This window comes from Williamsia sp. Y853, assembly GCF_056786495.1.
The window spans coordinates 751,928-766,266 of sequence record NZ_JBXCJC010000004.1 but is presented as its reverse complement, the minus strand read 5'-3'; the positions used below and the strand labels follow the sequence as shown (position 1 = coordinate 766,266).

The 14,339-nt window shown below is 65.2% G+C and carries 13 protein-coding genes; 8 read left to right on the top strand and 5 right to left on the bottom strand.

The annotated features are described in order from the left end of the window. The first annotated feature begins 75 nt into the window (after window positions 1-75). The 4 genes from AC1TPF_RS24075 to AC1TPF_RS24060 all read left to right on the top strand — a co-directional run bounded on the left by AC1TPF_RS24075 (window position 76) and on the right by AC1TPF_RS24060 (window position 4,567). Window positions 76-1,203, top strand: a complete 1,128-nt coding sequence (locus tag AC1TPF_RS24075; RefSeq protein WP_482140127.1) for a citrate synthase 2 — start codon at window positions 76-78, stop codon at window positions 1,201-1,203. Window positions 1,204-1,300: 97 nt separating this feature from the next. Continuing rightward, a complete protein-coding gene (gene serC, locus AC1TPF_RS24070; protein ID WP_482145485.1) occupies window positions 1,301-2,434 on the top strand; it encodes a phosphoserine transaminase in 1,134 nt (377 codons plus the stop codon). 145 nt (window positions 2,435-2,579) lie between these two features. Next, entirely contained in the window at window positions 2,580-3,692 is a 1,113-nt protein-coding gene (gene sepH / locus AC1TPF_RS24065) for a septation protein SepH (protein WP_482140131.1), read from the top strand. Window positions 3,693-3,748: 56 nt separating this feature from the next. Next, on the top strand, window positions 3,749-4,567 hold the full coding sequence (locus tag AC1TPF_RS24060; RefSeq protein ID WP_482145484.1) for a DUF6928 family protein: 819 nt from the start codon (window positions 3,749-3,751) through the stop codon (window positions 4,565-4,567). A 52-nt stretch (window positions 4,568-4,619) separates the two neighbouring features. Here AC1TPF_RS24060 and AC1TPF_RS24055 read toward each other — a convergent pair whose 3' ends face one another. Further along, the gene (locus AC1TPF_RS24055) at window positions 4,620-5,456 is read right to left on the bottom strand and encodes a TrmH family RNA methyltransferase (protein WP_482145483.1); all 837 of its coding nucleotides are present in this window, start codon (window positions 5,454-5,456) and stop codon (window positions 4,620-4,622) included. 74 nt (window positions 5,457-5,530) lie between these two features. On the opposite strand from AC1TPF_RS24055, the gene AC1TPF_RS24050 reads away from it, so the two are divergent. After that, window positions 5,531-6,757, top strand: a complete 1,227-nt coding sequence (locus tag AC1TPF_RS24050) for a GNAT family N-acetyltransferase (RefSeq protein WP_482140137.1) — start codon at window positions 5,531-5,533, stop codon at window positions 6,755-6,757. 28 nt (window positions 6,758-6,785) lie between these two features. Here AC1TPF_RS24050 and AC1TPF_RS24045 read toward each other — a convergent pair whose 3' ends face one another. Then, window positions 6,786-7,238 (bottom strand): Rv0880 family HTH-type transcriptional regulator, encoded by a 453-nt coding sequence (locus AC1TPF_RS24045; protein WP_482141407.1) that lies wholly within the window; start codon window positions 7,236-7,238, stop codon window positions 6,786-6,788. A gap of 147 nt (window positions 7,239-7,385) precedes the next feature. Here AC1TPF_RS24045 and AC1TPF_RS24040 point away from each other — a divergent pair, with 147 nt between their 5' ends. Further along, window positions 7,386-7,628, top strand: coding sequence for a DUF2530 domain-containing protein (locus AC1TPF_RS24040; RefSeq protein WP_482140139.1), 243 nt, complete (start codon window positions 7,386-7,388; stop codon window positions 7,626-7,628). Here the strand turns inward: AC1TPF_RS24040 and AC1TPF_RS24035 are convergent. From AC1TPF_RS24035 to AC1TPF_RS24025, 3 genes are read right to left on the bottom strand one after another with little or no spacing between them, the layout of a single operon-like run. Then, complete coding sequence (locus AC1TPF_RS24035) at window positions 7,516-8,226, bottom strand: phosphatase PAP2 family protein (RefSeq protein WP_482140141.1); 711 nt, start codon at window positions 8,224-8,226, stop codon at window positions 7,516-7,518. The two genes, AC1TPF_RS24040 and AC1TPF_RS24035, sit on opposite strands and share 113 nt — an antisense overlap. Next, window positions 8,192-10,918: a sacsin N-terminal ATP-binding-like domain-containing protein gene (locus AC1TPF_RS24030; RefSeq protein ID WP_482145482.1), complete on the bottom strand. Its 2,727-nt coding sequence runs from the start codon at window positions 10,916-10,918 to the stop codon at window positions 8,192-8,194. Before AC1TPF_RS24030 ends, AC1TPF_RS24035 begins: the two co-directional genes overlap by 35 nt. A gap of 36 nt (window positions 10,919-10,954) precedes the next feature. Further along, entirely contained in the window at window positions 10,955-11,746 is a 792-nt protein-coding gene (locus AC1TPF_RS24025) for a DUF3027 domain-containing protein (protein ID WP_482145481.1), read from the bottom strand. Between the two features lie 288 nt (window positions 11,747-12,034). On the opposite strand from AC1TPF_RS24025, the gene AC1TPF_RS24020 reads away from it, so the two are divergent. Both AC1TPF_RS24020 and AC1TPF_RS24015 read left to right on the top strand, forming a co-directional pair. Then, entirely contained in the window at window positions 12,035-13,807 is a 1,773-nt protein-coding gene (locus AC1TPF_RS24020; protein ID WP_482145480.1) for an MFS transporter, read from the top strand. Further along, window positions 13,804-14,337 carry a DUF2771 family protein gene (locus AC1TPF_RS24015; RefSeq protein WP_482140149.1) on the top strand — a complete coding sequence of 178 codons (534 nt, stop codon included), beginning with the start codon at window positions 13,804-13,806 and terminating at the stop codon, window positions 14,335-14,337. Before AC1TPF_RS24020 ends, AC1TPF_RS24015 begins: the two co-directional genes overlap by 4 nt. Window positions 14,338-14,339 lie beyond the last annotated feature (2 nt).

Genomic DNA, 14,339 nt, shown 5'->3' with positions numbered 1-14,339 from the left:
GGGTCGTCCAGAATGCCTCGGGCACTACAGTCCTAATCAGTACGCATACAGGGCAATGGCAAGGGAGCTCGAGCGATGGCAGTCAACGTTGAAATACCCGAAGGATTCGTCGAAGGTCTCGAGGGTGTCACCGCATTCACCACCGAGATCGCAGAACCCGACAAGAACGGTGGCAACCTCCGGTACCGCGGCGTCGACATCGAAGACCTCGTAGAGAACAACGTCACGTTCTCCGACGTCTGGGCACTGCTCGTGGACGGACGTTTCGGTGACGGACTGCCGCCTGCCGAGCCGTTCCCACTGCCCATCCACACCGGCGACGTTCGCGTGGACGTGCAGGCAGGCCTGGCCATGCTCGCACCGATCTGGGGCTATCAACCACTCCTCGACATCGACGACCAGACCGCCCGCGACAACCTGGCACGTGCCTCGGTGATGGCACTGTCCTACGTCGCGCAATCGGCCCGCGGCATCCATCAACCCGCCGTCCCACAGAAGGTCATCGACGAATGTGACACCGTCACAGCGCGATTCATGACCCGCTGGAAGGGCGAACCCGACCCCGCACACATCCGTGCGATCGATGCCTACTGGGTCAGCGCCGCCGAACACGGCATGAATGCCTCGACCTTCACCGCCCGCGTCATCGCCTCCACCGGCGCCGACGTCGCGGCCGCCCTCTCCGGCGCCATCGGCGCGATGTCGGGACCGCTACACGGCGGCGCGCCCGCCCGCGTGCTGCCGATGATCGAAGAAGTCGACCGGACCGGCGACGCCCGCGGCCTGGTCAAGGGCATCCTCGACCGCAAAGAAAAACTGATGGGATTCGGACACCGGGTGTACCGCGCCGAAGACCCCCGGGCCCGGGTGTTGCGCCGCACCGCAAAAGAACTCAATGCCCCGCGATACGAGGTCGCCTCGGCACTGGAACAGGCTGCGCTCACCGAACTCCGCGAACGACGCCCCGACCGGGCGATCGAGACCAACGTCGAGTTCTGGGCCGCGGTCATCCTCGACTTCGCCGAGGTCCCGACCCACATGATGCCTGCGATGTTCACCTGCGGGCGGACCGCAGGCTGGTGCGCGCACATCATGGAGCAGAAGCGTCTGGGCAAACTGGTCCGTCCGGCCGCGCTCTACGTGGGCGCCGCCCCACGTCGTCCCGAGGATGTCGACGGCTGGGACGTCATCGCACCGAAGTAGCTTTCCGATGATGGTGGCTATTGGCGCGTAAACCCGCAGGTCGCGCTCACCAAAACCCACCATCATCGGGCGCAGGGCGGGACTCTAGACTGATCGCATGAGCGAAACGATCTCCATTCCGGCCAACCTCTTGCCCAGCGACGGCCGTTTTGGTTGTGGCCCGTCCAAGGTTCGCCCCGAGCAGCTGCAGTCGCTGGTCGACACCGGCGCATCGGTATTCGGTACCAGCCACCGGCAGGCCCCGGTCAAGAACGTCGTCGGTGCGATCCGCAGCGGACTGTCCGACCTGTTCTCGCTCCCAGACGGCTACGAGGTCGTCCTCTCCAACGGCGGCACCACCGCCTTCTGGGACGCCGCCGCATTCGGCCTGATCTCCAAGCGTTCGCTCAACCTGACCTACGGCGAGTTCTCCAACAAGTTCGCCACCGTCTCGAAAAACGCTCCGTTCCTCGAAGACCCGGTGGTCATCTCGACCGAACCCGGTACCGCGCCGAGCGTGAGCGCGATCGCGGCCGACAAGTTCGACGGCGTCGACCTCGTGGGCTGGGCCCACAACGAGACCTCGACCGGTGTGGCAGTGCCCGTCAGCCGCCCTGCGGTGGCCTGCGACGCCCTGATCGCCATCGACGCCACCTCCGGCGCAGGCGGCCTGCCCGTCAACGTCGCCGACACCGACGTGTACTACTTCGCGCCGCAGAAGTCCTTCGCATCCGACGGTGGACTGTGGATCGCCCTGATGAGCCCGGCCGCGCTCGAACGAGTCGCCACCATCGGTGCCTCCGACCGCTGGTGCCCCGATTTCCTGTCACTGCCGACCGCCGTCGAGAACAGCAGCAAGAACCAGACATACAACACCCCGGCCGTCGCATCGCTGCTGTTGCTGGCCAACCAGATCGAGTGGATGAACTCGAACGGCGGCCTCGACTGGTGCACCGCGCGGACCGCGGACAGCAGCTCGCGACTCTACGATTGGGCGTTGGCAAGCGAGTACGCCACCCCGTTCGTGAAGGACGCCGCATACCGCAGCCAGGTCGTCGGAACCATCGATTTCAACGATGACGTCGACGCCGCAGCGGTCGCTAAGGTGTTGCGCGCCAACGGAGTGGTCGACACCGAGCCCTACCGCAAGCTCGGCCGCAACCAGCTTCGGATCGGCATGTTCCCGGCCGTCGAGCCCGACGACGTGAGTCGCCTGACCCAGTGCATCGACTACGTCGTCGGCGCACTGTAGCGGCCACCCGCACTCAGCCCACCCCTGCTGAGCTGGCATTTTTATGCGTGTCATGCCCGCCTTTGGGGCTTGACTGCATTACGCTGACGCCAATGCACACCGACACAGATGTTGAGGCTGGCTCCGAGTCGTGAAGGAGAAGCAGATGCGTGAGCTTCGAGTCATCGGCCTTGAGCCGGACGGCAAGAAGGTGATCTGTCAGGACACCGAGTCGGGCGAGAAGTTCCGTATCCCTGCTGATGACACCCTGCGTGCGGCTGCCCGTGGCGATCTGACCCGGCTGGGGCAGATCGAGATCGAGATGGAAAGCACTCTGCGGCCCCGTGAGATCCAGGCCAGGATCCGCGCGGGCGCCACGGTCGAACAGGTGGCTACGGCCGCCGGGGTGTCGATGAGTCGTGTTGAACGTTTTGCCCATCCGGTGCTGCTCGAGCGCGCACGTGCGACCGAACTGGCGGCGGCGGCACACCCGTTGCGCTACGACGGGCCTGCACTGTCCACCCTCGGCGAGGTTGTTGCAGCTGCCCTCGGTGCCCGCGGGCACAACCCCGAGAACACCGAATGGGACGCCTGGAAAGCCGAGGACAACCGCTGGGTCGTCCAGGTCAGCTGGCACGTCGGACGCTCTGTCAATCGCGCTCATTGGCGTTATCTGCCCGGGTCGAACTCGGGCACGGTGGAAGCAATCGACGAGGTCGCCGACGAGTTGATCGATCCGGATCTGAGCCGGCCGTTGCGTAGCGTGACCGCGCTCTCGCCCACCGTCGACGACACCGGTTCCGACGAAACCGAACTCGCCTTCGACTACACACCGCCGAAAGCGGCTCGGGTATCACCGATTTCGCGTTCGGCGCGCCTGACCGTGAAGTCCGACGGGTCTGGCGAGGTCACCGTGGACGCCGATTCGGTCACCGGTGAGCAGACGGCCCGCCGAGCACCTCGTCCGGCCACGCCCGAGCCCCGTCCCCAACCGACAGCCGCCCAGATCGACCCGGTTGACGAAGCCGACGATCTGCCCGAGGCGATCACCGACGAGCAAACGCCGGAGGAGCAGACGCCCGAGGAGCAGACCGAGGCGTCGGTAACCACCGAAAAGCCCGAAGCACCGCAGAGCCCGGTCACAACGACCGGTCCCAAAAACCCTGAGACCGGGGACAAGTCGGAGCCGAACCGCAAGCGCGGACGCGGGAATCGCAAGCCTTCGCTACCCGCCTGGGAGGATGTACTTCTCGGGGTCCGCAGCAGCGGCAACCCGTGAAGGGCGTTTAATTGTTCCGTACGTGAGACAGGTCGGCACCGACGAAAGGACTTGAGTTGGCAGCGAAGGCGTCGATGCTCTGGTTCATCAACTCAAGCGATCCGGTAGCCGAGATCAGGCAAGGCCTGCGACACGATCCCGCCGCGGCGGCCAGCCTTGCCGGCGCGTTGTGCCCGGACCTCACCGCTCTGCCCATCGGTGAGACAGACCTTGCGTCCGCCGCGACTCCGGCCGATGATCAGCTGTTCGTCGGCGTCTACGGCTCGCTTGTGGTGGTCACCAGCCCGGTGCTCTCGACGACCACTCCGTCCACTCTGCCCGAGGCCTGGATCACTGCGGTCCCGTCGGACGAGGTGATTGTCCTGCACACCGAACCGGAATCGTCGCTGGGAGCCTTCGCCCGCTGGGAGAACGGCACACTGCGCCGCTCGTTCTCGGCAGACCCGGTCACCATCCACGAAAACATCGGGCTGCCTTTCATATTCGAGGGTGCGTTCTGGGCCGGCGAGCATCCCCTGATGTACGCCGATGGCGCCCAACCAGATCCACAGGCACTGCCATTTCACCCACAGGAGTTCGCCGAACAAGCGATCCGCGAATGGCTCGGCTTTCGCTTCACCACGCCACTGGGCGACGAGGACTCCGATCCGGCGAACATCGTCGTCTCAGGCTTCGCGATTCGGCCAAAGGGATATGTACCGACAGAGGCCGATGTCGAATTGGGATTGTCCACCGGCAACGGGTCCACCAACAGCGGGCCCACCAGCAGCGGGTCCACCGGCAACGTGGTGACAGACGGCGGTGACAACCACGAGTCGAGCGAGCACAAGCCGGGCCGGGTCGCCCGCTGGTTCGGGTTCGGCCCCAAGCACTGAGCAGGCGCGAAGCCCTGACTCCCGGCACCCCGGCATCAGGTCACGCGAGGGCTCAGCGTGCCCGCTCGTAGAAGGCGAGCGCCGCGGCCGTCGCCACATTGAGCGAGTCGGTCCCCCTCGCCATCGGGATACGTGCTCGCACATCGCCGGAACGCATCGCCGTCTCCGACAGACCCGGACCCTCGGCCCCGACCATGAAGGCAACCCGCTCGGCGTCCACTGCTTCTGACAACGGGACGGCAGCTTTGTCGGGCGTGAGCGAGATTATCCGGAAGTTGTTGTCGCGGAGCACTTCCAGATCCGACGGCCAGCTTTCGACGTGGGCAAAGGGAACCAGCAGCACATGTCCCATCGACACCCGGACCGACCTCCGATAGAGCGGGTCCGCGCAGGCGCCACCGAAGATCACCGCGTCGACCCCCAGTCCCGCGGCGTTCCGGAAGATGCTGCCGATGTTCTCGTGATCGTTGACACCTTCGAGGACGGCCACCGTCCGGGCGCCGACGAGCACATCGGTGAGCGTGATCGGCTCAGGACGGCGGGCGACGGCGAGGACGCCGCGGTTCAGATGAAATCCGACCACCTGCGCCATGACGGTGGCACCGACCCGATAGAAAGGCACCCCGGCCACCGCGTCGGCGGAGAGGGTGGGAGCCAATTCCTGCAGGCGCTTGTCGACGCCCAGGAACGCATGCGGCGCGAACCGGGAGGCAACCATTCGCTGGGCGACCAGCACACCCTCGGCGATGACGAACCCCTTACCCGGCAGGCCGCCGGGCAGAACGGGCAGGTCAGGTCGTCGGTCGGCGGAGTTCAAGTCTCGAAAGTCATCGACCCGCGGATCGGTGGGGTCGTCGATGTCGATCACGTCGACTGTGAGATCCGACATGACGCCGCCTGGGTGAGTGTGCGATCCGACCATCCGGCTAGTCTGCCCGACCGTCGATGTGACAGGTTGAAAGGGTGAGCAACGGTAATCTGACGCTTCGTCGCGCAATCGAATCCGACTGGTCCGACATCGCCATCGCCGATGCGCGGGCGTTCGCATTTGTCGAACCGCTCGACGACGAAGCCCTGGCCGACATCCGATCCAAGGTCACCGATGGCGACGCCATCGTGGTCCACGACACCTCCGATCCGGAACGTCCCGTCCTCGTGGGTGTGGCGATGTTCTTCCGGATGAAGATGTCGATCCCCGGTGGTCTCCAGGTCGACCTGCCCGGATTGTCCTGGGTGTCGGTCGCAGCTACGCACCGTCGACGCGGAATCCTCCGGCTGATGATCACCGAGATGTTCGAGCAGTGGGAACGCGAGCAGTCGATATTCTCGATCCTGACGGCCTCTGAGGGAACGATCTACGAACGATTCGGATACGGGCCCGCGGCTTTCGACCACACGTTGCGTCTGGACCTGCGGAAGGCCTCCCTGCGGGCACCGGCGCCTGCAGACTCGCGGATTCGGTTTGCCGACGCCGACCAGGTCCGCGCATCAGTTCCCGAGATCCACAACCGTTGGGTTTCGACCCGGCCCGGCGCGATCGTCCGAACGCCGGTGTGGTGGAACATGATCTTCGCCGACCGCCCCATCCTCCGTAACGGGCGCAGCGGACTCCACTACTTGGTGCACCCCGACGGTTACGCCAGCTACCGGATCCATCACGAGTCCGAAACCGTTTCCATCGCAGAGGTTTCCGAGCTCTTCACCGTCACCGACGAGGCCCACACCGAGCTGTGGCGGGTCCTGTCAGGACTCGATCTGATACCGGCGCTCACTGCAACGACTCCGGTGGACGATCCTCTCCCCCTCAAACTCACCGATCTGCGTGCACCGACGGTCACCGGTATCCACGACAGCATGTGGCTCCGCATACTCGATGTCGAGCAAGCCCTTTCGCTGCGCGACTACGGTCACGACACGGACTTCGTGCTCGAGGTGAACGATTCGTTCCGTGACTCCGGTGGGCGCTGGAATGTGTCGATCACCGACAGCAAAGCCACGGTCAGTGCCACCGACGCCGAACCCACTGTCCGAATGGACATCTCGGTGCTGGGCAGTCTCTATCTCGGTGCGTACCGTGCAGTCGACTTCGCTGCCGCGGAAAGACTGTGGACCGTCGATGGCGCCACCCTGCACGCAATCGATCAGGCGTTCAGCACGGACCGCCGACCGGTTGCCGGCACGTCCTTCTGAGAACACCGGCCACCGCCGGTGGCGACGCTCAGTCGCTTTCGGTGACGATCGACTCGATGATGCCGACCGCACCGCGGAGGGTGGCCAACTGCTGGTCGTCGAGCCGTTTGAGCTGAGCCCGCAACCATTCCTCACGTGCGTTCGCCTCGTCGACCACCAGCGCGTCCCCTGCCGATGTCAGGGTCACGATCACCTGCCGGCCGTCGGTCGGATGCGGCTCACGCTTGACCATTCCCAGGTCTGCCAGCGAGGCGATCACGCGCGTCATCGACGGCGGCTGGACGCGTTCGCGTGCGGCGATGGCACCCGGGGTCATCGATCCCTCGCGCTTGAGTGTGGACAGAGCCGACAGCTGCGTAAGCGACACGACAGATGACGCCCTGCGTCCACGTAAATGCCTGGTCAGCCGCACTACAGCTATCGCCAGATCACTTGGCAACTTCTCGTCATTCTGCTCCACGGTTCGAGGATAGGTGAGCATGATCGAAATGCGCGCTGAACTGCCGATATTCATTTGTTCACCTCACAAGTGAGCAGCTGTCGACTTTAATTGCAGAAACTGCAATTCGCGCACCGCTCGACGGCGGCACGAATTCGTGTGTGGTCGAATGCGGTTTAACCTGACTTCATGCACGCAGAGATCCCCGAACTCCCCGCCCGGTGGACCGCGCCCGGTCCGGTGATCGTCGTCGGGATGACGGCCTGGCTGATCGCCACCCTCGTCGTGGCGATCTGGGACCTCGGCACCGACACCACACTCACGATCTGTCTGGTGGGCCTTGGTGTGGGTCTGTTCGGGTGCTTTGTTGTGTATCTGCAGAAGCTTGCGGTGCGGCGCGGGAGCCCGGCGGCTCAACAGGGCCTGTCCTGAAGGTCATCCAGGTCGCAGCTGCCACAAAGAGCGCCCCCAGCGTCCATCCTGCGACGACATCAGTCATCCAATGCGCTCCGAGGTACACACGGGTGACGCCGATGGCCAGCGCCAGCAACGGCGCGAACAACAAGACCCACATGTGTGCCCGAACCCAGGGGCTGAACCGGTAGATGGCCACTGCTGTCAATCCGTAGACCACGGTCGACGACATGGCATGACCTGACGGGAACGAGTGGGTCGAAAGATCCACCAAACGTTCTGGCATGGGCGGCCGATCGCGGGAGAACAGTTCCTTCAGGGCGACCATCATCAGTGAACCCACGGCCGAGCCGAGGCCGACGAAGAGTGCGAGTCGCCACTGGCTGCGGAGAGCGAAGAAAGCGGTGACAGCGATCGCGACCAGGAACAGCGTCAAGGTGTTGCCCAACGTGGTGATCGCCTTCATCACCGTGGTCCAGGTATCTGTGCGGTGATCGACCATCCAGTCCAGGACGTGCTGGTCCGGACCGAACGATGTCTCCCGGTCGGTCGCGGCCACCAGACCGCTGCTGTCCGGCAGATCAGCCGGGTACGACGCGGGACTCTGTATCAACATGGATCAGTCCATCCTCGTCACGCCACCACGGCACCCGGTACTCGGCACTGCTGCCCCCTCGACGCAACACAACGGTCAGTTCCGAGTGCACCCTGATGGGTCCGACGGGCAACTCGCGGTTTTGCGACAGGGCCGTCTCCAAGGCCCAGGGCTGCGCATCCCAGGTCGATTCCGACCCAGCCTCGACCGGCCCTCCGACGAACTCCTCGCTTGCGGTCGGGATATCAAGCAGATCAGCGAGATTGGCGGCCAGAGCGTATTCGCCAGGCAGCACCGACACGGCCACGGCCGGGTCCAGTGCGGCCACCATCCACGGCGCGTCGAGTACAACCGCCTCCGGCGCCACTGATCCGGCCAGGGTGCGATACCCCGCCGGCGGTTCGAGGTCATCGAGACGGATACGACCATCGCGCAATGCACGCGCCATTTCGGTATGAACCGCCGCCGCCACCGATGGCGTGATGCTTCGATCCACATCGGCCAAGTGCTGCAACATCATCCGTGCCTGCTCTGTGTCTTCCACGTCGATGCTGCCGAGGGCGCCTGCCAGACCGTCGGCCTGTGGGTGCTCCAGTGGATCGAGCAGACCCCGGGCGGCCCGGTCGCTCGGCGCCCGCCACCCGCCCAACCGAATCCCGTCGATCACGGCGAAATGTCGTAGCCACCAGGCCGTATAGCCGCGGCGTTCGGCGAGCAACACGGCGACGTCGGGCGATTCGGCCAGCAGCGTGAGCGCCTGCGACCACTTCTCGGGGTCGACCAGGTCGAGATCACGGACCGCAGTCAATGTTTGAGGTGCATCGGTCAGCGTGTCCCACCACTGCGATTCGTCGGGCAGGTCGTGGTCGGGACCGGTCGGATATTCCTCGCGGGCCAATGTGAAGTCCCAGCCGACTCCAAGTGCCCGCAGGGCCGCTGCCCCGTACTGTTGCACCCATTCCGGACTGACCACTCCGAACGGTGAATCATCAACCAGCACAGCGGCCAACGGACTGTCCGGCAGCAAGAGTTCGTCCGCCGGACGGGGTTCGTCATCGATGGTCGGCAGCTCCAGCGAGCCCAGCCATCCCGGGACCGACGAATCCGGGGCGCTGCGAAGAAGACCCAGCACACTTCGGGCGAGTTGTTCACTGCCCGGATCGGATTCGATCTCGGCCTGCAGCGCGGGGTCGGCGAGCATCTCCCCCACCGAGATCCGCCGGGCTCCGAGGCGCTCGAGCAGTTCGTGGACCGCATCGGGGTGAATGGTGGGCAGCCACGACGGTGCTGCCGTCTGTGTGTCGTCGGCGTCGGCGTCGGCAGATGCGTACGGCGGCAACACGGTGCCGCGAGCACCGGGCATCGTCCGGCCATCGACCAGTGGCACCGGCAATGCTCCGAGTTCGTCCACCTGCCCCTGCGCGAGTACCGACAGCTCGGCGTAGAGCTCTCCCCACCACCGTGGTTCGCGCACCACACCGGTCAGCCGCGCCGCGATGTCGGCCAGTCCGATCTCGGTGACCCCCACCGAACGCAACCGACTCAACGCAGACCGTTCGGACAGATCCGGATGTACCAACGTGGCGACGATCTCGCCGATCAGCGCAGCGAGACCCGGGGTCAGGTCGACCAACACCTCGGAACGGGAGGGAATCAGATCGTTCCCGTCGGCGCCGGGCAACCACCGATGCTCGCGCAGTTCATCGATCACCGCGGTCCGCAACCGCTCGTCCTCGTGACCGGCGGCAAAACCCGGCGCCGGAACCAACACAAGCCGATCCACCGCAGGCAGAGCAACAGCGAAATCGGCGTAGCCCGTTGCGAGCGTCGCGATATCGGCATCCGGATGTAGTCCGCGACGATCTGCCGTCAGACGGACGTCGCCGACACAGATCGCAGGCACCGTGAGTTCGACATCGGTCCGGGTCGGTGCCCGGAGCACCCCGGATGACACCGGAACAACGTGATCGCCCTGCACCGGGAGTAGCCAACGGGCATGTGGCGCGACGTATTCACGCCAGTGCTCGGCGCCGATGGTGACAACATCGCCGTCGCGGGTCCGCGTGAAGTTCTTGTCGCCAACCGAAATCGTCTCGACGGCAGGCAGTTCCAGCAGCAGCTCGACACTCTCGGCGCGAAAATCGGTGAGCATGGCAACCGCGTCGACCGCGCCATCGAGTTCCAGCACGATCTCGGTGTCGAAGCCAGGAGCCGGTTGGGTGTCGATCGGCCACGCCAGCCGCAGAGTTGGCACCGGATGCCCGGCCAAGTCGGTTCCGGCGAGCTGCGCCCTGGTGCGCGTCGCCGAGAACTCGATGGATCCGGTGCGAGAACGGATCTGGACGTGGTCGGTGACCGCGGCCACCGCACTGAATCCGACCCCGAAACGCCCGACCAGACCGTGACCGGTCTTGCTCGAGGACCGCAACGCGGTCAGCGCCTGCACGCCCGACCGGTCGAGTGGGGACCCGGTGTTCGCCACGTGAAGATCTTCACCGTCGATCCACACCGCCACCCGGCCCTCGACACCGGCTTCGGTGGCAGCATCGGCGGCGTTGGCAACAAGCTCGGTCAGCAGGCGATCGCGGTACCCGACCCCGACCAGATCGGATTCGGCAGCGGTGTCCTCACGCAAACGAGTGGGCGAGGCCAACCACGACTGCAGGATCGAATCCCGCAACCGATCAACACCAAACGGATCCGGCCCGGTCATCACCGGCACCCGCAGGAGTGCGCCATCACGCGCAGCTCAGGTATTCGCGTGGATTTCGACCGCGCCATCGTCGTAGGCGTCGTAAGCCGGACTGCCTGCACCCTCGGGTGCCTTCACATCCGAGTGCGCCCCGCAGCCGTAGTCGGCGTGGACCACATGCCCATCGGCAGAGAACTCGTTGGCGCAGACGCCGAACGCCGCACGCAAGGAGCCCACCACCGGAAGATAGAACGCGCACGAGACGCAGTTGTGCTTCGCGGTGCGGGCCATCTCGGCGGCCGGACCGTGGTCGCCGTCGACCCAACGCTGCGCGGCCTCGATACGGCCCTCGTAGCTCAACAAGCGCTTGCGGCCGAGCCCGATCGCCTCGCCGACCGCCGCTTCTTCGTCGACGAGATCAAAATCACCGTTGTCGACGTAGCCGGGCACCAGCCGCGGATCGTCGGCGGGCGTGGCGAGCAGATCACCTGGATGCAGATCGCCGGGCCGGACCCGCTGATCCCACGGCACCCAGACCGGTGCGGTCAGTGCCGAAGACCCGGGCAGCAAAGCGACCTCGTTGATGGTGACGTCGTCACTGTCGGGGCACCCGGCCAACACCACACACCACTGCCACCCGCGATATCCGGGCACGTTCGCCGCAAAGTAGTGGGTCACCGTGTAGTCGGCCTCGGTCACCGCGTCGAGGTGTTCCCCGATTTCCCGTTCGTCGGCGTCGATGGCGGCCCGCGCCTGATCGACGGCCGAGGTCAGGAGCGACGAAACCCGCTGTTTGTCGGGCTGCGCACCATCGGTCGCTGTTTCTGGCTGTTCAGTAACCGCGTTCACCCCTCTAGTGTGCCGTATCGCAACCCGCCCGGAGTGCACGAGGGTTGGTCGGCGGTCACGAGATAGGGAAGAATCAGGAAAGTGAACCGAGGAAATCCACCACCTGATCCTCGTGCGACCCCCTCGGACCGGGGCGGAGACGCGCGCGGCCATGCTGGTGCATCCGGTCACGACCCCCGGGAGCGTCCGCGCCAAACGCCCACCGCACATCCGGGCTCTGCCAATTACCCGGCGGACGGCGGATCCCCGCGCGCACCGCATCCCGGTCCCCCGCCTGCAGGCCCCGGGATGCGGAAACCACCGCCCCAGAACCAACCGCCCCAAAACCAGCCACCCCCGAATCAACAGCCAACGAGGCAACAGCCCCGGAACCAACCGCCGCGGAACAACCCCCCACGACAAGATCCGTCCGGGGCATACCCGCCACCCGGTGCACCCGGTCGCCACGACACCCGACAGCAGACGTCGCAGAACCGGCACCTGCCCCCGCTCGACGAGACCGACTACCACAGCGACGACAAAGCCCGCGCCATGCCGCGCAAACTCACCGTCACACGGGTGGCGGCCATGCGCGGTCGCGAACTGACGTCCAAGGGCCTGGGGAAAATCCATCAGGCCGCCACGGCGGACGGCGCCGATCGATCCGGACTGACCGCGCTCACGTACCCGACGGTCGTCAACTTCGCCGTCGACGCCGCGATGACGATCGCGCTCGCCAACACCCTGTTCTTCGCCGCGGCCAGTGCCGAATCCAAGGGCAAGGTCGGGCTCTATCTCGCGCTGACCATCGCCCCGTTCGCCATCATCGCGCCACTGATCGGACCACTGCTCGACAAACTGCAACGCGGTCGCCGGATCGCCATGGCCGGAACATTTCTCGGCCGGACCATCCTGGCGCTGCTCGTGATGGCCAACTCCGGATGGGATGCGGCCTCGAGCCAACTCACATACGACCCATGGGTGCTCTACCCCTGTGCCCTGGGAATGTTGGTGTTGTCCAAATCCTTTGGCGTTCTCAAATCCGCGGTGACGCCACGCGTCCTCCCGCCGACCATCGACCTGCCGAGGGTGAATTCGCGGTTGACCACGTTCGGCCTGGTCGGTGGCACCATCGTCGGTGGCGGCGTGGCCGCCTTCTTCGAGATGACGCTCGGCAAGGTTCTGCCGCTGCACATTCCGGGCGCGATGGTGTGGCTGGCGATCATCACCGTCGTCGGTGCGGTGCTGTGTATGCGGATCCCGTCGTGGGTCGAGGTCACCGAGGGTGAGGTGCCGACGACGCTGACGTACCACGGTGAGCCGGCCCGAACCCAGATGCCGTCACCCGACGAAACCAAGAAGTCGACGGTCAAAGCGCTGACGGCAACGATCCGGCAACCGTTGGGCCGCAATGTCCTGGTGGGACTGTGGGGCAACGGGACGATCCGCATCCTCACCGGGTTCCTGACGCTGTTCATCGCCTTCTACGCAAAGTCGCAGCAGGGTGGCGGCAGCGGTTGGGCGCAGGTCGCGATGCTCGGCGCGGTGGGTGCGGCAGCCGGTATCGGCAACTTCATCGGCAATGCCACCGGAACCCGGCTCGAGCTCCCGAATCCTCAGCGCATCGTTGTGATCGTCACCGGTTCGTGTGCACTCGTCGCGCTGCTCGCCGCGGTCTTCGGCAACCTCATCTTTGTCATCATCGCCGCGTTGATCGCATCCGGAACCAGCGCAATCGGCAAGGTCTGCCTGGACTCGTCCATCCAGGACGATCTGCCAGACGCGTCCAGAGCGTCCGCATTCGGTCGCTCCGAGACCGTGCTGCAGATGGGCTGGGTGTTCGGGGCCTCCCTTGGCGTGTTGCTGCCGACCAATCTGTCCATCGGATTCGGTGTGGTCACCGTTCTGCTGGTCCTGGGCTTCGCCCAGACCTTTGTCACCAACCGGGGATCGACCCTGGTACCCGGTTTCGGCGGCAAGCGACCTGACATGACAATGCCGACCGGCGCAATCCACGTCGATCCCACCGTGCGGGAGTCGTGGAACAAGAACACACGGAAAAAGGGTGCTCGCGAAGAATGAGTTTGACCGCAGGCGAAAAGAAGTTCGCCACCATCGCGGCGATTGTTGCCGTCCTGTTCGTAGCCATCGTCGGCGGCTCGGTTGCCGCACTGACCGCGGGCCACAAGAGCGACGACATCCCGTACCTCCAGGTGGCCTCCGGCAGCACATTGGTCCGCGTCGAACCGCTGGCCTACTGCACCATCGATCTGTCCAAATGTGAGGGCTCGGCGACGAATCCGCCCACGCGGGTTCCCGTTGCCGTCGGGGACACGCTCATGGTGTCGTTGTCCCATGAACTGGCTGTCGGACCGTGGATCCTGGTGGTGCAGTATCTGACCGCCGAAGGTTTCGACAATGGAACCGAGACCATCTACCTCAGCGATTCCAAACGCACCATCACGTTGCCATCGACCGAGGACAAGATTCTGGCCGTTGTCCAGATCACCCAGCCGTCGCAGATCGAGACCGAACCAGGCGTCTTCATCCAACGAGGCATCTGGGGTATCGACACACTCCCCGACGGCGTCGACGTACCCGCTTCCGGGTAGGT